General features: G+C 67.4%; 14 protein-coding genes. 11 read left to right on the forward strand and 3 right to left on the reverse strand.

Annotated elements, in window-relative coordinates; all coding sequences use genetic code 11:
• The first annotated feature begins 7 nt into the window (after positions 1-7).
• The 5 genes from glgX to QOL82_RS15190 all read left to right on the forward strand — a co-directional run bounded on the left by glgX (position 8) and on the right by QOL82_RS15190 (position 10,136).
• Positions 8-2,242 (forward strand): glycogen debranching protein GlgX, encoded by a 2,235-nt coding sequence (glgX, locus tag QOL82_RS15170; protein ID WP_430438489.1) that lies wholly within the window; start codon positions 8-10, stop codon positions 2,240-2,242.
• A 24-nt stretch (positions 2,243-2,266) separates the two neighbouring features.
• Positions 2,267-4,390, forward strand: coding sequence for a 4-alpha-glucanotransferase (malQ, locus tag QOL82_RS15175; RefSeq protein ID WP_283443132.1), 2,124 nt, complete (start codon positions 2,267-2,269; stop codon positions 4,388-4,390).
• Entirely contained in the window at positions 4,387-7,158 is a 2,772-nt protein-coding gene (treY, locus tag QOL82_RS15180) for a malto-oligosyltrehalose synthase (RefSeq protein WP_283443133.1), read from the forward strand. Before malQ ends, treY begins: the two co-directional genes overlap by 4 nt.
• 266 nt (positions 7,159-7,424) lie before the next feature.
• Complete coding sequence (locus QOL82_RS15185; protein WP_283443134.1) at positions 7,425-9,665, forward strand: ATP-binding protein; 2,241 nt, start codon at positions 7,425-7,427, stop codon at positions 9,663-9,665.
• A 15-nt stretch (positions 9,666-9,680) separates the two neighbouring features.
• Entirely contained in the window at positions 9,681-10,136 is a 456-nt protein-coding gene (locus QOL82_RS15190) for a response regulator (RefSeq protein ID WP_283443135.1), read from the forward strand.
• Positions 10,137-10,148: 12 nt separating this feature from the next.
• Here QOL82_RS15190 and QOL82_RS15195 read toward each other — a convergent pair whose 3' ends face one another.
• Positions 10,149-12,182, reverse strand: coding sequence for a response regulator (locus tag QOL82_RS15195; protein ID WP_283443136.1), 2,034 nt, complete (start codon positions 12,180-12,182; stop codon positions 10,149-10,151).
• Between the two features lie 213 nt (positions 12,183-12,395).
• Here QOL82_RS15195 and QOL82_RS15200 point away from each other — a divergent pair, with 213 nt between their 5' ends.
• The gene (locus QOL82_RS15200) at positions 12,396-12,713 is read left to right on the forward strand and encodes a hypothetical protein (RefSeq protein ID WP_283443137.1); all 318 of its coding nucleotides are present in this window, start codon (positions 12,396-12,398) and stop codon (positions 12,711-12,713) included.
• A gap of 47 nt (positions 12,714-12,760) precedes the next feature.
• On the opposite strand, the gene QOL82_RS15205 is transcribed toward QOL82_RS15200, so the two are convergent.
• Together QOL82_RS15205 and QOL82_RS15210 are read right to left on the reverse strand one after the other, a co-directional pair.
• Positions 12,761-14,506, reverse strand: a complete 1,746-nt coding sequence (locus QOL82_RS15205; protein WP_283443138.1) for a cation:proton antiporter domain-containing protein — start codon at positions 14,504-14,506, stop codon at positions 12,761-12,763.
• Between the two features lie 118 nt (positions 14,507-14,624).
• Positions 14,625-15,038 (reverse strand): hypothetical protein, encoded by a 414-nt coding sequence (locus tag QOL82_RS15210; protein WP_283443139.1) that lies wholly within the window; start codon positions 15,036-15,038, stop codon positions 14,625-14,627.
• A gap of 526 nt (positions 15,039-15,564) precedes the next feature.
• Here QOL82_RS15210 and QOL82_RS15215 point away from each other — a divergent pair.
• The 5 genes from QOL82_RS15215 (at position 15,565) to prmC (ending at position 20,170) form a co-directional block, all read left to right on the forward strand.
• Positions 15,565-16,323, forward strand: a complete 759-nt coding sequence (locus QOL82_RS15215; RefSeq protein WP_283443140.1) for a response regulator transcription factor — start codon at positions 15,565-15,567, stop codon at positions 16,321-16,323.
• Positions 16,324-16,400: 77 nt separating this feature from the next.
• On the forward strand, positions 16,401-17,684 hold the full coding sequence (gene hemA / locus QOL82_RS15220; protein ID WP_283443141.1) for a glutamyl-tRNA reductase: 1,284 nt from the start codon (positions 16,401-16,403) through the stop codon (positions 17,682-17,684).
• A gap of 72 nt (positions 17,685-17,756) precedes the next feature.
• Complete coding sequence (gene prfA / locus QOL82_RS15225) at positions 17,757-18,839, forward strand: peptide chain release factor 1 (protein WP_283443142.1); 1,083 nt, start codon at positions 17,757-17,759, stop codon at positions 18,837-18,839.
• Positions 18,840-18,863: 24 nt separating this feature from the next.
• Positions 18,864-19,346, forward strand: coding sequence for a disulfide bond formation protein B (locus QOL82_RS15230; protein ID WP_283443143.1), 483 nt, complete (start codon positions 18,864-18,866; stop codon positions 19,344-19,346).
• Positions 19,343-20,170, forward strand: a complete 828-nt coding sequence (gene prmC / locus QOL82_RS15235; protein WP_283443144.1) for a peptide chain release factor N(5)-glutamine methyltransferase — start codon at positions 19,343-19,345, stop codon at positions 20,168-20,170. Before QOL82_RS15230 ends, prmC begins: the two co-directional genes overlap by 4 nt.
• The last annotated feature ends 94 nt before the right edge of the window (positions 20,171-20,264 follow it).

Consider the following 20,264-nt stretch of genomic DNA (forward strand, 5'->3'; position numbering starts at 1 on the left):
GGCCCGCATGACCGCAGGAACGCCCTACCCGCTGGGCGCAACCCCTGATGGCTCTGGCACCAACTTCGCCGTATTTTCGGCGAATGCAGAAAAGATCGAACTGTGCCTGTTCGATCCGACCGGCCGCCGCGAGATCGCGCGCCACACGCTGCCCGAGTGCACCGACGAGGTGTGGCACGGCTACCTGCCGCGCGTGCAGCCCGGCCAGCTCTACGGCTTCCGCGCCTATGGCCCGTACCAGCCGGAAAACGGCCACCGCTTCAACCACAACAAGCTGCTGATGGATCCATACGCGAAGTCCGTCAGCGGCACGCTGCGCTGGAGCGACGCGCTGTATGGCTACCGGCTCGAATCGTCCCGCGCCGACCTGTCCTTCGACCGCCGCGACAGCGCCGCCTTCATGCCGAAGGCCGTGGTGGTCGACGACTACTACAACTGGGGCAACGACCGCTCGCCGGAGATCCCCTGGGAAAAGACCGTGTTCTACGAGGCCCATCTGCGCGGCCTCACGATGAAGAACGAGAACATCGAACAGGAAGCGCGCGGCACCTTCGCCGCGCTGGCCGACCCGTACATGATCGAGCACCTGCAGAAGCTGGGCATCACCTCGATCGAGCTGCTGCCGGTGCACGCGTTCCTGCAGGACCGCCGCCTGCAGGAAAAGAAGCTGCGCAACTACTGGGGCTACAACACCATGTCCTTCTTCGCGCCCGAGCCGCGCTACCTGTCGGACGGCTCGCTCAACGAGATGCGCATGGCCATCCGCCAGCTGCACAAGGCCGGCATCGAGGTCATCCTCGACGTGGTCTACAATCATACCTGCGAGGAAAGCGAGCTCGGCCCGACCCTGTCCTTCCGCGGCCTCGACAACGCCAGCTACTACCGGCTGCATGCCGACAACGCACGCCACTGCGTCAATGACACCGGATGCGGCAACACCGTCAACCTGACCCATCCGCGCGTGCTGCAGATGGTGACCGACTCGCTGCGCTACTGGGTCGACAAGTTCCACATCGACGGCTTCCGCTTCGACCTCGGCGTCACGCTCGGCCGCGAGGCCCACGGCTTCGACGCCGGCAGCGGCTTCTTCGACGCGGTGCGCCAGGACCCTACCCTGTCGAAGGTCAAGCTCATCTCCGAGCCGTGGGACATCGGTCCCGGCGGCTACCAGGTCGGCCAGCATCCCCCAGGCTGGGCCGAGTGGAACGGCGCCTACCGCGACGACGTGCGGCGCTTCTGGAAAGGCGACAACGGCGTGCGCCCGGCGCTGGCCGCGCGCCTGCTCGGCTCCGCCGACCTGTTCAACCACCGCCGCCGCCGGCCGTGGGCCTCGGTCAACTTCATCACGGCCCATGACGGCTTCACGATGAACGACCTGGTCAGCTATAACGAGAAGCACAACGAGGCCAACGCCGAGAACAACCAGGACGGCGCGAACGACAACCAGAGCTTCAACTGGGGCGCCGAAGGCCCGACCGACGACGCCGGCATCATCATCACCCGCGAGAAGATCAAGCGCGCGATGCTGATGACGCTGATGTTCTCCAACGGCACGCCGATGCTGCTGGGCGGCGACGAGTTCGGCCGCACGCAGAACGGCAACAACAATGCGTACTGCCATGACGACGACCTGAGCTGGTTCGACTGGAGCGCGCTGGAAAGCGACGCCGGCCAGGCGATGACCGACTTCACGCGCCGCTGCATCGCCGCCCGCGCCGAGCATCCGACGCTGCACCTGCCGCGCTTCTACACCGGCAACACCGAAGTCGCGCCCGGCCTGATGGACGCCAGCTGGTTCGACGAGTCCGGCAACGACATGACGCCGGAGATGTGGCAGTTCGCCGAGGGCCGCATGCTGACGCTGCGCCGGGTCGCGCAAAGCGAGCCGAACGGCCGCGTGTCGGCCACGCTGCTGCTGCTCAACGCGTACTCGGAAGAGCGTGAATTCACGCTGCCGGCGCCGTTCCAGGATTGGGAAATCCTGGTCGATGCGGCCGAGGCGATCGACGTCGACGAAAATCCGGCATCGGAAGAAGCCAGCGCCGAAGGCGGCGCGCCGCAGGGCGAGGCCGCCGGCCAGGGCGAAGCGACGGCCGCAGCCGCAGACGCCGCAGACGCTGCGCAGGGCGAGGCCGTCGAACCGGCTGCGCCGGCCAAGCGCGTGCGGGCCATCGTCGACAACCGCATATCGGTGGCAGCGCACAGCGCGGTGCTGCTGGGCGTGCGCAGCGTCGCCCTCTGACAGGCACAGTAACCGGAGATTATCTTGAGCAATGAAACCCTGCTGGCGCTGGCCGAAATGGCCGGCATCTCGCCGACGTGGATAGACGCGTTCGGCACCCCGCAAACCGTGTCGCTCGAATCGATCCGCGCGATGCTGGCCGCGCTGGGCATGCCCAGCGCCAATGAAGCCGAGTGCGAGGCCAGCATTGCGGCGCTGGCGACCGAGCGCGCCACGCGGCCGCTGCCGCCGCTATTGACCGCGCAGGTCGGCATGCCGATACCGATAGGCCGGCACCCGGTGCTGCGCGGACGGCCCTACCGGGTCGAGCTGGAAGACGGCAGCGTGGTGGAAGGCCGTTTTTCGGAAGACCCCGAGCAGGCGCTGGAAATCGCGCCGCTGCAGGCGCTGGGCTACCACCAGCTCGAGGTCGGCGAACACCGGGTGACGCTGGCGGTGGCGCCGACGCGCTGCTACAGCGTGTCCGATGCCGCCGCCAGCGCCACCGGCACGCCGGTCGGCGAGCCGCGGCTGTGGGGCATCAGCACCCAGCTCTATTCGCTGCGGCGCCCCGGCGACGGCGGCATCGGCGACTTCGGCGGCCTTGCGCGCTTCGTGCGCCAGGCCGCGGCGCGCGGCGCAGCCGCGGTCGCCATCAGCCCGGTGCATGCAATGTTCTCCGACGACCTGCACCGCTTCAGCCCCTATGGCCCGTCCAGCCGCGTGCTGTTCAACGCGCTGCACATCGACCCGTCGGCGGTGATGGGCGAGGAAACGCTGCGGCAGGTGCTGCAGGAAAACGGACTGGCCGAGGAAGGCGCGCGGCTGGAAGCCAATGAGCTGGTGGACTGGCCGGCCTCCTCCACCTGGAAATTCAAGGTGATGCGCGCGCTGTACCGGCGCTTCACCGCCGCCGGCGGCGCGCCGCTCGCGGCATTCGACGCCTACCGCGCCGAGGAAGGCGACGTCGTCGAGGATCATGCGCGCTTCGAGGCGATGCATGCGTGGCTGCGCGGCCAGGGCCGCAACGGCGACTGGCGCAGCTGGCCCGAGGAATACCGCGACCCGCGCGGCGAGGCGATCGAGGCATTCGCGCGCGAGCATGCGGACGAGGTCGGCTTTCACGCCTTCCTGCAGTGGCAGGCCGCAATCGGCCTGCAGCAGGCGCAGATCGTCGCGCGCGAAGCCGGCATGGCGATCGGCCTCATCAGCGACCTCGCGGTCGGCGCCGACCCGGCCGGCAGCCAGGCATGGAGCCGCTACAACCAGATGCTGCACGGCCTGTCGGTCGGCGCGCCGCCGGACGTGCTGGCGCCGCTCGGCCAGAACTGGGGCCTGGGCGCATTCTCGCCGGTGGCGCTGCGCCGCAACGGCTTCCAGGCCTACCTGGAAATGCTGCGCTCGGCCTTCCGCCATGCCGGCGGCGTGCGCATCGACCACATACTGGGCCTGACCCGCATGTGGCTGGTGCCCGACGGCTTCGCCGCCACCGAGGGCGCCTACCTGCGCTTCCCGTTCGACGACCTGCTGCGGCTGATCGCGCTGGAAAGCTGGCGCAACCGCGGCATCGTCATCGGCGAGGACCTGGGCACGGTGCCGCCCGGCTTCGACGAACGGCTGGCCAGCGCCGGCATACTCGGCATCCGCCTGCTGTGGTTCCAGCGCCGCGACAGCCGTTTCCTGCCGCCGTCGGCATGGTCGAAGGACGCGATGGCGACCACCACCACCCATGACCTGCCGACCGTGTCGGGATGGTGGAAGGCGCTCGACATCGGCTGGCGCGCGCGGCTCGACATGCTCGGGCCCAACGCCATCGAGTCCGGCGAACTCGACATCCGCAATGGCGAACGCAGCGCGCTGTGGCAGGCGATGTCGGAAGCCGGCGTGCTCGCATCGCGCGAGGACCTGCATCCGCCCTCGCTGGACAATCCGCCGATCGACCATGCGATCGCCTACGTCGGCATGACGCCGGCGCCGCTGGTGCTGATCCCGGTCGAAGACCTGCTGGGGCTGGAGGAAGCGCCCAACCTGCCGGGCACCACCGACCAGCATCCCAACTGGCGGCGACGCCTGCCGGGCGTGGTCGACAGCCTGCTCGACACGCCGGCGACGAAGACCCGCATCGACATCCTCAACCAGACGCGCCAGCCGCCGGAGCAGCAAGCATGAGCATTCCCCGCGCCACTGCACGCCTGCAGTTCAACAGCGACTTCACGCTGACCGACGCGCTGGAAGTGGTCGACTACTACGCCGACATGGGCGTGAGCCACATCTATGCGTCGCCGCTGCTGGGCGCGCGCAAGGGCTCGACCCACGGCTACGACATCGTCGACCCGACCCGGGTCAATCCCGAGTTGGGCGGCGAGCCGGCCCTCAAGGCGCTGGTGGCGAAACTGCGCCAGCGCGGCATGGGCCTGCTGCTCGACATCGTGCCCAATCACATGGGCGTCGGCGGCCCGGAAAACCCGTGGTGGCTGGACGTGCTGGAATGGGGCCGCCAGAGCGTCTATGCGCACTGGTTCGACATCAACTGGAACGCGGCCGACCCGGCGCTGACCGGCAAGATCCTGCTGCCCTTCCTCGGCGCGCCGTATGGCGAGGCGCTGGAAAACGGCCAGATCGCGCTGCGTTTCGATGATGCCACCGGCGGCTTCTGGTTCTCGCATCACGCGGAGCGCTTCCCGCTGGCGCCGTCGACCTATGCGCAGGTGCTGACCGCGGTGCCGGCGCTGCGCACGATGACCGCCGGGCTGGAAGCCGGCGCCGCGGCCGACGACCAGGCCGCGCAGCGCAGCCATGCCGCCGCCTGCGCCGCGCTGCGCGAGCTGTGGCAGAAGCCCGAAGGCCGCGCCGCGCTGGAACAGGCGCTGGCGCAGTTCTCGGCCGACAGCCCCGAGGGCCGGCAGCGGCTGCACGGGCTGCTGGAGCAGCAGCATTACCGGCTGACCTGGTGGCGCAATGCGGCCGAGGAAATCAACTGGCGCCGCTTCTTCGAGGTCAGCGAGCTGGCCGGCGTGCGGGTCGAGGCGGACGACGTGTTTGACGCGACCCATGCGTGCATCTTCCGGCTGTATGCGGAAGGCGTGATCGACGGCGTCCGGGTCGACCATGTCGACGGCCTGGCGCTGCCGGCGCAGTACTGCCGCAAGCTGCGCGAGCGGCTGCAGGCCCTGAACGGCCAGCGGCCGGCCGATGTGCCGGGCGGCGAGCCGTACATCGTCATCGAGAAAATTTTGACTGGCGACGAGACCGTGCGCACCGGCTGGAAGGTGCATGGCACCACCGGCTATGAATTCATGGACCAGGTCAGCGCGCTGCTGCACGACCCGGCCGGCGCCGAGCCGCTGCAGCACCTGTGGTTCGAGGTCAGCGGCGACAGCCGCAGCTTCGACGCCCATGTGCAGGCGGCGCGGCGGCAGCTGCTGGCCGAGAACTTTGTCGGCGAGATCGATTCGCTGGTGCGCGCGCTGCATGCGGTCGCGCGCACCGAGCTGGCCACGCGCGACGTCGCCGCCGCGCCGATACGGCGCGTACTGGTCGAGCTGCTGGTGGCCTTCCCGGCCTACCGGACCTATGTGCACGAAGCCGGACGCGAGCCGGAAGACCAGGCATTGCTGGAGCGCGCGCTCAACGAGGCGCGGACGCGCGTGCGCACCGCCGACCAGCCGCTGCTAGCGCTGCTGGCGCGCTGGCTGGGCGGCGAGACGCCGTCCTCCATCGCCGACCCGGCGGCGCGCGCGGAACGCCTCGCGGCGATCACCCGCTTCCAGCAGCTGACGCCGCCGCTGGCCGCCAAGTCGGTCGAGGACACCGCGTTCTACCGCTATGGCCGGCTGCTGTCGCGCAACGAGGTCGGCGGCGACCCGGGCCGTTTCGCGCTGCCGGCCGCGGCCTTCCACCAGGCCAACCTGCAGCGGCTGCGCGACTTTCCGCATACGCTGCTGGCGACCGCCACCCACGACCACAAGCGCGGCGAGGACGTGCGCGCGCGGCTGGCGGTGCTGTCCGAACTGCCGCAGGCGTGGGCCGAGTCGGTGCGCAAGTGGATGGCCGAGCACCAGCCGCTGCGAATCGACCTCGGCGGCGGCCAGTTCGCGCCGTCCGCGCCCGACCAGGCGATGCTGTACCAGATGATCGTCGGCGCCTGGCCGCTGGAGCTGGCGCCGGAAGACCATGACGGCCTGAAGGCCTATGCCGAGCGGGTCGCGGTATGGCAGGAAAAAGCCTGGCGCGAAGCCAAGCGCCAGACCAGCTGGGTCACGCCGAATGCGGCCTACGAGGACGGCTGCCGCGCCTTCCTGATGCACCTGATGGATGGCGGCCGCTGCGCGCCGTTCATCGCCGACCTGCGGACCTGGGTCGACCGCCTGGCCCTGCCCGGCATCTGCAACAGCCTGACCCAGACCGTGCTGAGGCTGGCGTCGCCCGGCGTGCCCGACCTCTACCAGGGCGCCGAGTTCTGGGACCTGAGCCTGGTCGATCCCGACAACCGGCGGCTGGTGAACTACGATGCCCGCCGCGCGGCGCTGGCGGCGTCGGAACATCAGCCCGACTTCGACCCGATGCTGTGGCAAAGCATGCAGGTCAAGCAGCCGCTGATCCAGCGCGTGCTCAAGCTGCGCGCGGCCGAGCCGGCCCTGTTCGACGAGGGCGACTACGTGCCGCTGCAGGCGCGCGGCGCGAAGGCGGACCATGTCGTCGCCTTCCTGCGCCGCCACCAGGGCCGCACGCTGCTGGTCGCCGCGCTGCGGCTGCCGGCAAGCGGCCCGCAGCCCGGCAGCGATGCCTGGGGCGACACCGTGCTGGAGCTGCCGCAGGCGGTGGCGCAGTGGCGCGACGTGCTGTCGGCCGACCATCTGGTCCAGGCCGATGGCGACACCTTGCCGCTGGCGCTGGTGCTGGGCGAGCGGCCGGTGGCGGTGCTGATGGCGGGGTGACGGCCGGATGACGGAAGACAGCCCCGCGCATCGCGCCGATAGCGGGGCATAGCAGTCAACGCGCATGGCCCGACCGGGCGTCCGACACCGTGCGGACGCCCGGTCGGGCCATCTGCGCTGGCGCGGCCCCAGGGCAGGCGCCGCGCAAATTCATCCGGTGCTGCAGGAATGCCGGTAATTTGAGAAAATTCAGGCCGGCGCAATCCTGCCTACCCTATTCATCCAGCCAAAGCGTCCAGTCCCGTTGATGCAGATGCGCGACCACAATGACTACCTCATCCTCGCCAGACCGCAAGCTCGATACGACCGCATGTGACCGCGAACCGATCCATATCCCGGGCGGCATCCAGCCGCACGGCTACCTGGTCAATGTCAGCCAGGACGGCTTCCGGGTGCGACAGGCAAGCGAGAATGTCACCGCGCTGTTCGGCCGGCCGCTGGACGACATCCTTGGCCGCGCGCTCGACGACCTGGTCGGCACGGCTGCGGTGGAAGTGATCGCGCGCTCGCTGCTCAATGCCACCCAGATGCCGCAGCCAGTCTATGCCGGCGCCGTCGCGCTCGGCGAGGCAGGATACTTCGATGTCATCGTCCACCGCTCGGGCAAGGCGACCCTGATCGAGTTCGAGCCGGTGCAGCGCAGCGGCGCCGCCGATTTCCGCCTTCTCTACGCGGTCATGGGACGCTTCCTGAAAACCCTGTCGCATGTCGATTCGGTCGACGCCGTCTGCGAGTACGCGGTGCGCTCGATCAGGGAGCTGACCGGCATGGGCCGCGTCTTCCTGTACAGCTTCGACCATAACGAGGACGCGCTGGTGATGGCCGAGTCGGTGAAGCCGGGCTATCCGTCATATAGCGGCCAGCGCTTCCCGGCCTCGGACATACCGCACCAGGCGCGCCGGCTCTACGTGGCCAACCATGTGCGCCTGATCGCCGACGCCAATTACGAGCCGGCCCGGCTGGCGCCCCTGCTCGACCCTGAAACCGGCGCGCCGACCGACCTCGGCTTCGCCGGCCTGCGCGCGGTGTCGCCGGTGCACCTGCAGTACATGAAGAACATGGGCACGCTGGCGTCGATGTCGATCTCGCTGATCATCAAGGGCCGGCTCTGGGGCATGATCTCGTGCCACGACAAGAACCCGCATTTCATCCCGTTCGAGGTGCGCACCGCCTGCGAGCAGCTGGGCCAGATCCTGGCGCTGCGCATCGAGTCCATCAACGAAAACAACGAGTATGCATACCGGCTGCGGCTGCGCGGCAGGCTGGTGTCCATCCTGGCCGCGCTCAGCCAGCCCGAGGAATTCGTCCACAACATGGCCAGCGCGTCGCAGGACCTGCTGATGCTGATGGACGCCGCGGGCGCCGCGCTGGTGTTCGAGGGCGACACCATCCTGTTCGGCCGCACGCCGCCGCGCGCCGAGGTCGACGGGCTGGTCGAATGGCTGGGCGCGGGCAATGACGAACTGGTCCACACCAATTGCCTGTCGCGCGACTACCCGCCGGCCGCGGCCTTCACGGAATGCGCCAGCGGCATGCTGGCGATGTCGATCTCGCGCACGCGGCGGCATTACCTGATCTGGTTCCGGCCGGAGGTGGTGCGGTCGGTGGAATGGGCCGGCAATCCGGCCCACAAGGACGATGTCCAGGCGGCTCCGCTGACGCCGCGCAAGAGCTTCGAACTATGGCGCGAGACGGTGCGGCACACGTCGGCGCCGTGGCAGCGCGGCGAACTGGAAGTCGCGCTCGAATTCCGCAGCGCCATCCTCGGCATCGTGCTGGCGCGGGCCGAGGAAATGGCCGGCCTGGCCGACGAGCTCGGGCGCGCCAACAAGGAGCTGGAGTCGTTTTCGTACTCGGTGTCGCATGACCTGCGCGCGCCGCTGCGGCACATCGTCGGCTTCGCCGACCTGCTCAGCGAACTCGAAGGCAGCTCGCTGAACGACCGCGCCAAGCGCTACCTGAAGAACATCGGCGATTCGGCGCGCTTCGCCGGCAAGCTGGTCGACGACCTGCTCAGTTTCTCGCAGATGGGCCGGTCGGCGCTGCACGTGGCCGCGACCGACATGCAGCAGGTAGTGAAGGCCGCGATCAGGCGGGTGTCGCAGGATGCGCAGGGCAGGCAGATCGAATGGTCGATCGGGCCGCTGCCGGTCATCCGCTGCGATGCGACATTCATCGAACTTGCCGTTTATAACCTGTTGTCGAATGCCGTAAAATACAGCCGCGATCGTCCGGTGGCGCACATCTCGGTCCATGCCGAAATCAAGGACGACGCAACCGTTTTCCATTTCTCCGACGACGGCGTCGGCTTCAGCATGGAGTACGCGCACAAGCTGTTCGCGGTGTTCCAGCGTCTGCACCGGATGGAGGAATTCGAGGGTACCGGGATCGGCCTGGCCAATGTGCGGCGCATCGTGGAGCGCCACAACGGCCAGGTCTGGGCCAAGGGCGTCCTCAATGAAGGCGCCGTGTTCTCATTTTCGATACCCAAGCAATTACCTGTCTAGGAAGAATTGAATCCGATGCTGAAACCCATACTGCTGGTCGAAGACAATCCCAAGGACCTGGAACTGACCCTGGTCGCGCTGGAGCGCAGCCAGCTCGCCAACGAGGTGATCGTCGTGGAAGACGGCGCCGAGGCGCTCGACTACCTGTACCGGCGCGGCAAGTTCGGCGACCTGCCGGCGGGCAAGCCGGCGGTGGTGCTGCTCGACTTGAAGTTGCCCAAGGTCGACGGGCTCGAAGTGCTGAAGGAAATACGCGGGTCGACCGAAATGCGCAGCCTGCCGGTCGTGATGCTGACCTCGTCCCGCGAAGAACAGGACCTGGTGCGCAGCTACGAGCTGGGCGTCAATGCCTACGTGGTCAAACCGGTCGAATTCCGGGAATTCGTGAAGGCCATCGCCGACCTCGGCATCTTCTGGGCCGTACTCAACGAGCCGCCGCCGGGCCATACCAAGGTGCTGCGCCGGCACTGAGCCAGGCGCGGCTCAGGCGGGCGCGGTCTGCCGCAGACCCTGCCGGATGATCTGCTGCAGGTCGCTCAGCTGGTACGGCTTTTTCAGATAGCTCACATCCTGCCCGTCGAGCTCCGGCGAGCGGCCGTAGCCCGACGCGATCGCCACCGGCATCTGCGGATAGCGCGAACGCACCAGCGCCACCAGCTCGATGCCGGACATCTTCGGCAGCGTGATATCGGTCAGCAGCATCGCGTAGGCTTCTTTTTCCAGCAGCGCCAGCGCCTCCTCCGCAGTGGGGACGCCGGTCGCCTCGTGCCCCAGTTCTTCCAGCATCATCAGCGTCAGGTCCAGCAGGTCGGCATTGTCCTCGACCAGCAGCAGGCGCTGCGGCGCCGGTTCGCGCGCGGCAGCCGGCGCCGAGGCGGCTGCGGCCGCCGCCGGCCTGCGGTCCAGGATCTGCCGCACCTTGGTCGCCAGCTGTTCGCGCCGGTAGGGCTTGGACAGCAGCGTGACGCCCGGGTCCAGCCGGCCGCCGTGGACGATCGCGTTTTCCGCATAGCCTGAGGTGTACAGCACGCCCATGCCGGGCAGCAGCGCGCGTGCGCGGTCGACCAGCTCCGTGCTGCGCAGCGGGCCGGGCATCACGACGTCGGTGAACAGCAGGTCGAAGGATTCCCCGTTTTCGATGATGGCAAGCGCGGACGCGGCGTCGCCCGCCTCCACCACCTGGTAGCCCAGCCCCTCCAGCATCTGGACCACCGTGGCGCGCAGCGCCGGGTCGTCTTCTACCGCGAGGATGCGCTCGCTGCCGCCGGCGGCATTCGCCGACTGGTGCGCGCGCTGCGACTCCACCGGCTCCATGCTGCGCGGCAGGTAGACGCTGACCGTGGTGCCCGTGCCCAGCGTGCTCTCCAGCGCGATGTGGCCGCCGCTCTGCTGCACGAAGCCATAGGCCATCGACAGGCCCAGGCCGGTGCCCTCGCCCGGCAGCTTGGTGGTGAAGAACGGCTCGAAGACCCGCTCGATCAGTTCCGGCGGGATGCCGCAGCCGGTGTCGGACACGGCCACCCGGATGTACTGGCCGGGACGCACTTCCGGGTGGGCGCTCGCATAGCGCTGGTCCAGCTCCACATTTTCCGCGACCAGGGTCAACTGGCCGCGCCCGCCCATCGCGTCGCGCGCATTGAGCGCCAGGTTCAGGATCACGTTTTCAAACTGGCTGGTGTCGATCAGGCTGTTCCACAGCCCGTCGGCGAAGCCGGTATGCACCTCGATGCCTTCGCCCAGCGTATGGCGGACCATCTGGTGCATGTTGTGCAGGATGCCGTCGAGCGGCACGACCACCGGCTCCAGCGGCTGCTGGCGGGCAAAGGCCAGCAGCTGCGTCGCCAGGTTGGCGCCGCGCTCGACCGCGGCCATGGCGACATCGACCCGGCCGCGGTCGGCCTGCGTGATGGCGAGATTCTGGCCCAGCAGCTGCAGGTTGCCGCCGATGATCTGCAATACATTGTTGAAGTCGTGCGCGACGCCGCCGGTCAGCTGGCCGATCGCTTCGAGCTTCTGCGCCTGGTGCAGCGCCGCCTGGCTCAACTCCAGCTCGCGGGTGCGCTGCAGCAGCTGTTCCTGGCTCGTCTGGAGCGACGCATAGGCTTCGTCGCGCTCGGCGCGGGCGCGGTAGGCCTGCGCATGGTAGCGCACCCGCGCCACCAGTTCGGCGCGGGCCGGCCACTTGACCAGGTAGTCGTTGGCGCCGGCGGTGAAGCCGCGCACCTTTTGCTCGGGCGCATCCTGCGACGAGACCAGGATGATCGGGATATTCACGGTTTCCGGCAGCGCGCGCAGCGCCCGGATGACGGAGAAGCCGTCCATGGTCGGCATGCACAGGTCGATCAGGATGACCGAAGGCCGATAGCCAAGCGCCTTCTGCACCGTCATCCTGGCGTCGTACAGGCATGAAACGTCGATGTCGGATTCAGCCGTCAGCATGTCGCAGGCAAGGCTGGCCGCGATTTCCTGGTCATCCACCACGAGTACGCGCAGCAGGTGGTTCTTGTCAGATTCCATACCTACGGCTTTTGCCTATCATTCATACCCCGCTCCGGAAATGTGCCAAAAGCACAATGTTGCCATAAACCACTAAAACTGGTCGCAATTGGCTATCGTCACCGACCAATCGGTGTTCGTCAATGCAACTTCCGGTCACGTTTTCGGGAAACGAGGAATCTTTTGACGAAATCGGTGTCCCGATAGTTCGTTCTTTTGAAAGGCATTATCAAGATGATTAGAAAACGCCTGATACCCGTCCTGCTCGCGATGTCGTTTTGCACCACGGCATTTTCCAACCCGGTATTCACCCCGGCGGCTACCGACGAGCAATATTGCGGCAAGCTCGCGCAGATCGGCGCCAGCGCCTGGCGCACGCGCACCGACGGCTATCCGATGGACCGGGTGCTCACCGAGGTCAACGCCATCCTCAGCACCAAGCCGGACACGCGGGACGATGCGCAGGAGGTCATCGTCGCCATCTATGCCGACCAGTCGGTGAATTCGTCCAGGCAGGCCTATTCCAAAGTCTACGAAGACTGCCGCCAGTAGCCCTCCGTCACATCCCGCCCTCATAACAGCGTCGCCCCGCCTGGACCTCACAGCGCGGGGCTGCTGTCCTGTATCGCCTCGATGCGGCGCTGGCGTTCCTGCTGGATGACCTGCGCGGCGGCAGGTTCCGGAAAGCCCAGGCTGTGCAGCACGAACTGGGACAGCTGCAGTCCGGATTCCAGGGTTTCCGGCACGACCAGGCTGGCGCCGGCGCGCAGCAGCGCTTCCGCATGCGCCTCGTCCCGCGCCCGGGCGAACAGCTGCACGTCCGGATAGTCGCGCCGTATCGTGCGCGCCGCGTGCAGCGCCGAGGCCGAATGGTCCATGGTCAGCACGATGGCGGCGGCGCGCCCGGCGGCAAGCCGGTGCAGAAGTTCGCCGCGGGCGGCGTCGCCGTAGTGCAGGCGGCCGGCCTGGTCGGGCAGCTGGGCCACCAGCTGCGGGTCGTTGTCGATGGCGACATAGGCGATGCCCTGGCTGTCCAGTATCTGCGCCAGCATGCGGCCGATGCGGCCGAAGCCGACGATGATCACGTGGTTGGCCTGCGGCGCGGGCACCTCCGGCGCCGCGGGCAGCGGATGCCGGCGCTGCCACCAGTCGCCGTAGCGGCGGCCCAGCCGCGCCGCCAGCGGCGTGGCGAACATGCTGCAGGCCACCACCAGCATCATGAAGTGCCCGACCTCGGGCGCCAGCAGGCGGCTGGCCACCGCCTGCCCGACGACGATGAAGGCGAACTCGCCGCCCTGCCCCAGCAGCAGCCCGCCTTCCACCGCGCGGCCCCACGGCAGGCCGCCGACCCGCAGCACCAGGCTGACCACGGCGGCCTTCACGATGAACAGGCCGGGCACCGAAAGCAGCAGCCAGAACGGCGCGCCGGCTGCCTCGCGCAGATCGGTCTGCATGCCGACCGACATGAAGAACAGTCCCATCAGCAGGTTGCGGAACGGCGCGATGACGACCTCGACCTCGTGCCGGAACTGGGTCTCGGCCAGCAGCAGCCCGGCCAGGAAGGCGCCCAGCGCCAGCGACAGGCCGGCGGCGGCGGTCAGGCCGGCGATGCCCAGCGTGATCAGCAGCGTCAGCGCCATGAATACCTCGGGCTGGCGCTGGCGCAGGAACAGCCGCAGCAGCGGCTCGAGCGCGCGCCGGCCGAGCAGGTAGATCAGCGCCACCGCGGCCACCGACTTCGCCAGCGTCAGCCCCAGCAGCGGCAGCCAGCCGGCGCCGGTGCCGCCGGCCAGCACGCCGAGCAGGATGAAGATCGGCACCACCGCCAGGTCCTGCATCATCAGGATGGAAAAGGCTGCCTGTCCCAGCGGATACCCGAGCGCCTGCCGTTCGGTCAGCAATTGCATGACGACCGCGGTGGAGGACAGGGACAGCACCAGCCCGAGCACCAACGCGGCTTCGGCCCGGTTGCCGAACAGCCAGGCAAGCAGCCCGATCGCCAGCGCCGACAGCAGCACCTGCGCACCGCCGCCGCCGATAACCCAGCGCCGCAGCGCCCAGAGCCGGGACGCCGACAGTTCCAGCCCGATCATGAACATCAGGAACAGCACGCCGAGTTCGGCCAGCGGCGCAATGCCCTGGGGACGCTGGAACACCAGGTAGCGCAGCCACGAATGCTCGCCGGCCCACAGCCCGAGCCCGTAAGGCCCGACGATCACGCCTGCGCCGAGAAAGCCCAGCACCTGGTTGATGTTCAGCCGCTGCAGCAGCGGCATCAGCACGCCCGCCAGGGCCAGGAACAGCAGCGCCTCGCGCAGGAAAGGCAATGCGTCGGTGTGTTGCACGTGTTTATCCTTGTTTGCGGGGCCGGCAGGCGTCGTGGCCCGGCAGAACAGGGATTATTGCATTGCGGAGCATCGCCGAAGGAAAGACTGCGGCCCGGCAACCGCTGTTTGCGATGCGTCAGCCGCCGGTCCCGCCCTCGCGGCTGAGACGGATGAGGAGGCGCACGACCTCGCGCACGATCTGGCGGTACGGTTCGTCGAGCAGCTTCAGGTCGGCCAGCAGCTTCAGGTCGGCCGGCCCGGGACTGCCGGCCGGGGTTGCCGTTTCCTGCCGGGCCGCATCGCTGCCGTAGCGCAGCCAGTCGACCGGCACCACCAGCCATTCGGCCAGGACGCGCATCTTGTCCTGGGTCGGGATTGCATCGCCCACCAGCCACTTGCGCGCCGCATGAACGGTGATCGGCGGGCCTGGAAAGCGGATATTGAATTCCCGTGCGAGTTCGGTCGGACTATCGGGCGAATGATGCGTTTGCCGCAGCATGTTTTTCAGGCGCTGGCTGAATGCCTGGCGCTCGTTGAAAATCTTGACCATTAGGCAACGCTCCTTACTTGTGGTTACAAGCAGCGGTTTCCTGACCGGCCATCCGGCACGGCCAGGCAGTGCAAATGTGACGATTCCAGGCAATGATGCGATGGCGGCCTCACCGCAAAACCTTGATTCTACGACAATATTATCAGCGAGCTCAGTTGTCGAAACGAAATGCTCTCGATACCGTGTCGACGAGGGTACTCTAACGTTCCGCGCCATTTTGCAAGCGCCTGGCGATCGTTTCTGACGCCGATATTTCGATTAACGCAAACTTTATTGCGAAACGCCTAGTACCAATGGCCACCCCGTACCGTACATCACCCGTATGCTGGTCCTATTGGCAATATTTAAAACTTGTTTAAAAGCTACCCATGCCGTTCCGAATAGAAATATTATAATGACAAGTGTTGTAAATATGTTGAATGAATGAAATCTTTTTATTTAGCAATTTACTTTGGAGTAAGAAAAATTGATACTTGGTATGTGTACTAACAATTATCCTTTTCATTAACACCTCTTCGCCGCCGCCATGAGAATTGCCGTACTCGATAACGATCGTCACCAGTCCGAACTGGTGTGCCAGGTACTCTCTACCGCGGGGCACGGATGCCAGACCTTCGGCTCCAGCCGGGAGCTGATGACGCAGGCGCGTCGCGACAGCTTCGATATGCTGATCATCCACTGGCACCTGCCGGAAGGCGGCGCGTCGGAAGCGGTGCACTGGGTGCGCGACCGGTTCTCGGCGACCTTTCCGATCATGTTCATCACCGGCCGCTCGAATGAGGACGACATCGTTGCCGGCCTTGCCGCCGGCGCCGACGACTACATGATCAAGCCGATCCGGCGCGGCGAGCTGGTGGCGCGGGTGCAGGCATTGCTGCGCCGCGCCTACCCGACCCAGAACGCGGTCGAGCAGATCCAGTTCGGCGGCTATGTATTCCAGTCGCGCACCGGCCGCGTGACGATGCAGGGCAAGCCGATCGACGTCACGCAGAAGGAATTCGACCTCGCGCTGCTGTTCTTCCGCAACCTCGGCCGCCCGCTGTCGCGCGCCTACATACTCGAGGCGGTCTGGTCGCGGGACGTGCAGATCCCGTCGCGCACCATGGACACCCATGTGTCGCGCGTGCGCAGCAAGCTGCAGCTTCGCCCGGAACACGGTTTCCGCCTCGCGCCGGTCTACAGCTACGGCTACCGGCTGGAGCAGATGTCGTCCGGCGGCGTGAACAATGCCGCCCACAATGGCAGCAAGCACAGCCCCGTGAACGACAGCGACGCGGCCGACTGAGTCCGGCCAACGCCCGGCGCCGGACGGCAGCAGGGGGAGCACGGTATAATTGGCCCTCAATTTTCCCCCTTTGTTCCATGCAACTGCTTGCCGTCGGGCTTAACCACCACACCGCGCCGCTCTCGCTGCGCGAAAAAGTCGCCTTTCCGTCTGACCGGATAGGCCACGCCGTGGCGTCCGCGCGCAACTGGTTCGGCGGCCAGCTGGCCGGCGGCGGCGAAGCCGCCATTCTCTCCACCTGCAACCGCACCGAACTGTATTCCGCCAACCGGCTGCAGGCAGGCGCCGACCAGGCGGTCGACGCGACCGGCCGCTTCCTTGCCGAATATCACCAGCTTCCCTACGCCGACCTGCGGCCCTACCTGTACATGCTGCCGCAGGACAATGCGGTGCGCCACGCGTTCCGCGTCGCCTCCGGCCTCGACTCGATGGTGCTCGGCGAACCGCAGATCCTGGGACAGATGAAGGATGCGGTGCGCCAGGCGGAAGCCGCCGGCGGGCTGGGGACTTACCTGCACCAGATGTTCCAGCGCACGTTCGCCGTGGCCAAGGAAGTGCGCAGCACCACCGAGATCGGCGCGCACAGCGTGTCGATGGCGGCGGCTGCGGTGCGCTTGTCGCAGCGTATTTTCGACCGCATTTCCGACCAGAACGTGCTGTTCATCGGCGCCGGTGAAATGATCGAACTGTGCGCCACGCATTTCTGCGCGCAGAACCCGAAGAGCCTGACGATAGCCAACCGCACGCTGGAACGCGGCGAAGCGCTGGCGCACCGTTTCAACGGCCGCGCCATCATGCTGGCCGACCTGCCGGACCAGCTTGCCCAGTTCGATATCGTTGTCTCCTGCACCGCATCGTCGCTGCCGATCATCGGCCTCGGCCTGGTCGAACGTGCAATCAAGGCGCGCCGCCACAAGCCGGTGTTCATGGTCGACCTGGCCGTGCCGCGCGACATCGAGTCGGAAGTCGGACGTCTCGACGACGTGTTCCTCTACACCGTCGACGACCTCGGCGCCGCGGTCCAGACCGGCATGGAAAACCGCCAGGCCGCGGTCAGCCAGGCCGAAGCCATCATCGAGACCCGGGTCCAGTCCTTCATGCACTGGATGGACAGCCGGGCGGTGGTGCCGGTGATCCAGGAACTGCATGAAAGCAGCGAGCAGATGCGCACCGCCGAACTGGAGCGAGCGCGCCGCCTGCTGGCGCGCGGCGAGGATGTCGACGCCGTGCTGGAAGCCCTGTCCAAGGGGCTGACCGCGAAATTCCTGCATGGCCCGCAGCAGGCGCTGCACCATGCGCAGGGCGACGAGCGGGCCCGCCTCGCAACCCTGCTGCCGCAATTGTTCCGTACCCGGCGCTAGCGGCGCTGCACTGTCCCGCCCGTCCGCGGCCTGCCGGCTGCGTCCCAGTACCGCCCATTCCGGAAATAAACGATGAAACCATCCATGCTCGCCCGCCTCGACCAGCTCGCCAACCGGCTGGAAGAAATCAATTCCCTGCTGATGCAGGAAGGCGTCACCGACAACATGGAGCAGTACAGGAAGCTCAACCGCGAACATGCCGAACTCGGCCCGCTGGTCGACCTCTACCAGCAGTACACCCAGGCCGCGAGCGACGTCGAGACCGCGCAGGGCATGCTGGCCGACCCGGACATGAAGGAGTTCGCGCAGGAAGAAATCGGCGCGGCGAAAGCCCGCATGGAGCAGATGGAAATCGACCTGCAGAAGCTGCTGCTGCCGAAGGACCCGAACGACGAGCGCAACATCTTCCTCGAGATCCGCGCCGGCACCGGCGGCGACGAGTCGGCGCTGTTCGCCGGCGACCTGCTGCGCATGTACACCCGCTATGCCGAGCGGCAGCGCTGGCAGGTCGAGATGGTGTCGGAGTCGGCGTCGGAAGTCGGCGGCTACAAGGAAGTCATCGTGCGCATCGTCGGTTTCGGCGCGTACTCGCGGCTCAAGTTCGAGTCCGGCGGCCACCGCGTGCAGCGGGTGCCGGCGACCGAGACCCAGGGCCGCATCCATACGTCGGCCTGCACGGTCGCGGTGATGCCGGAAGCCGACGAGATCGGCGACGTCGACATCAACCCGGCCGACCTGCGCATCGACACCTACCGCGCGTCCGGCGCCGGCGGCCAGCACATCAACAAGACTGACTCGGCGGTGCGCATCACCCACCTGCCGACCGGGCTGGTGGTCGAATGCCAGGACGACCGCAGCCAGCACAAGAACAAGGCGTCGGCGCTGAAAGTGCTGGCGGCGCGGCTGAAGGATGCGCAGCTGCGGGCGCAGCAGACCAAGGAAGCCGCGACCCGCAAGTCGCTGATCGGCTCGGGCGACCGGAGCGAGCGCATCCGCACCTATAATTTCCCGCAGGGCCGGATGACCGACCACCGCATCAACCTGACGCTGTACAAGCTGGACTTCATCATGGACGGCGACCTCGATGAACTGACCAACGCACTGATGGCCGAACACCAGGCCGAGCTGCTGGCCGCCCTGGGCGACGACCTGTAAAACTTCCCGAGAATGGAACCCACCATGAACCCTTACCGTCCCGTACTGCTCGCCGCCGCCTTCATTTCCATCGTCCTGCTCGGCGTTGCGCTTTACCTGCAGCATGGCATGAACATGCTGCCCTGCCCGCTGTGCGTGCTCCAGCGCTACGCCTTCGCCGCGGTGGCGCTGATCTGCCTGGTGGCTGCCGGCCTGCCGCCCGGCGGCCAGCGCGCCGGCGCCGGGCTGGGCCTGCTGGCCGCGCTGGCCGGCCTGGGCACCGCCGGCTGGCACCTGTGGATCAAGGCGCATCCGAATGTCTCGTGCGGCATCGACCCGCTGGAAACCTCGCTCAACACCATCCCGACCGCGCAGCTGCTGCCTTTCCTGTTCCAGGCCGACGGCCTGTGCACCACTGAATATGCACCGATCATCGGCCTGTCGATTCCGCAATGGTCGCTGATCTGGTTCGCCGTGCTGGCCATCGTGCTGGGACGCACCGCGCTGCGCGGCATTCCCCGCCGATGAGCGACAGCGCGCCGCTGGCCGGCCGCTCGCTGGCGCAGGTGCTGGCGCAATCGCCGCTGGACCCGCTCGAGACCCGCATCCTGCTGGGCCATGCGCTGGGACTGTCGCGGGTGCAGCTGATCACCCGCGCCGACCGGCTGCTCGACGCCGGCGAGGCGGCCCGCCTGCAGCAACTGTTCGCGCGCCGGCTGGCCGGCGAGCCGGTCGCCTACCTGACCGGCGAGCGCGAGTTCTACGGCCTGGACTTCAAAGTCACGCCGGCGGTGCTGATCCCGCGCCCCGACACCGAGTTGCTGGTGGAACTGGTCTGCGCCCGGCTGCCCCGGGGCGGCAGCGTCCTCGACCTGGGCACCGGCTCGGGCGCCATCGCGGTCGCCATCGCCCATGCCCGGCCGGATGCGCAGGTCAGCGCGCTCGACGCCAGCGCCGCGGCGCTGGACGTGGCCCGCTTCAATGCGGCGCGCCACGACGTGCGGGTCGATTTCCTGCAGAGCGACTGGTACGCCGGGCTGGCCTCGCAACGGTATTCGATGATCGTCGCCAACCCGCCCTACATCGTTGCCGGCGACAGTCACCTGTCGCAGGGCGACCTGCGCTTCGAGCCGGTCGATGCGCTGACCGACCATGCGGACGGCCTGTCGGCGCTGCGGGCCATCGTCGCCGGCGCGCCGGGCTTCCTTGCGGAAGGCGGCTGGCTGCTGATGGAGCATGGCTACGACCAGGCCGCGCCGGTGCGGGCCCTGCTGCAGGGCTGGAGCCAGGTAGAAAGCTGGCGCGACCTGGCAGGAATAGAACGCGTGACCGGGGCAACCCGTAGGGTGTAATAGGCGAAGCGCATTACACCGCGCCCCGCACGGGGAAATCGGTGGTTTTTCGACCGGTGTTGCGATGCGCCGGCGCCTGTTACAACCTACGAAT

The sequence above is a fragment of the Noviherbaspirillum suwonense genome (genome assembly GCF_900182955.1).
GTDB lineage: Bacteria > Pseudomonadota > Gammaproteobacteria > Burkholderiales > Burkholderiaceae_D > Noviherbaspirillum_A > Noviherbaspirillum_A suwonense.

What these genes read in the sequence shown, in the direction of transcription:
- treY (WP_283443133.1), top strand. Translation starts at nt 4,387, where the DNA reads ATGAGCATTCCCCGCGCCACTGCACGCCTGCAGTTCAACAGCGACTTC.
- QOL82_RS15185 (WP_283443134.1), top strand. Translation starts at nt 7,425, where the DNA reads ATGACTACCTCATCCTCGCCAGACCGCAAGCTCGATACGACCGCATGT.
- QOL82_RS15195 (WP_283443136.1), bottom strand. Translation starts at nt 12,182, where the DNA reads ATGGAATCTGACAAGAACCACCTGCTGCGCGTACTCGTGGTGGATGAC.
- prfA (WP_283443142.1), top strand. Translation starts at nt 17,757, where the DNA reads ATGAAACCATCCATGCTCGCCCGCCTCGACCAGCTCGCCAACCGGCTG.
- prmC (WP_283443144.1), top strand. Translation starts at nt 19,343, where the DNA reads ATGAGCGACAGCGCGCCGCTGGCCGGCCGCTCGCTGGCGCAGGTGCTG.
- QOL82_RS15230 (WP_283443143.1), top strand. Translation starts at nt 18,864, where the DNA reads ATGAACCCTTACCGTCCCGTACTGCTCGCCGCCGCCTTCATTTCCATC.
- glgX (WP_430438489.1), top strand. Translation starts at nt 8, where the DNA reads ATGACCGCAGGAACGCCCTACCCGCTGGGCGCAACCCCTGATGGCTCT.
- QOL82_RS15215 (WP_283443140.1), top strand. Translation starts at nt 15,565, where the DNA reads ATGAGAATTGCCGTACTCGATAACGATCGTCACCAGTCCGAACTGGTG.
- hemA (WP_283443141.1), top strand. Translation starts at nt 16,401, where the DNA reads ATGCAACTGCTTGCCGTCGGGCTTAACCACCACACCGCGCCGCTCTCG.
- QOL82_RS15200 (WP_283443137.1), top strand. Translation starts at nt 12,396, where the DNA reads ATGATTAGAAAACGCCTGATACCCGTCCTGCTCGCGATGTCGTTTTGC.
- QOL82_RS15210 (WP_283443139.1), bottom strand. Translation starts at nt 15,038, where the DNA reads ATGGTCAAGATTTTCAACGAGCGCCAGGCATTCAGCCAGCGCCTGAAA.
- QOL82_RS15190 (WP_283443135.1), top strand. Translation starts at nt 9,681, where the DNA reads ATGCTGAAACCCATACTGCTGGTCGAAGACAATCCCAAGGACCTGGAA.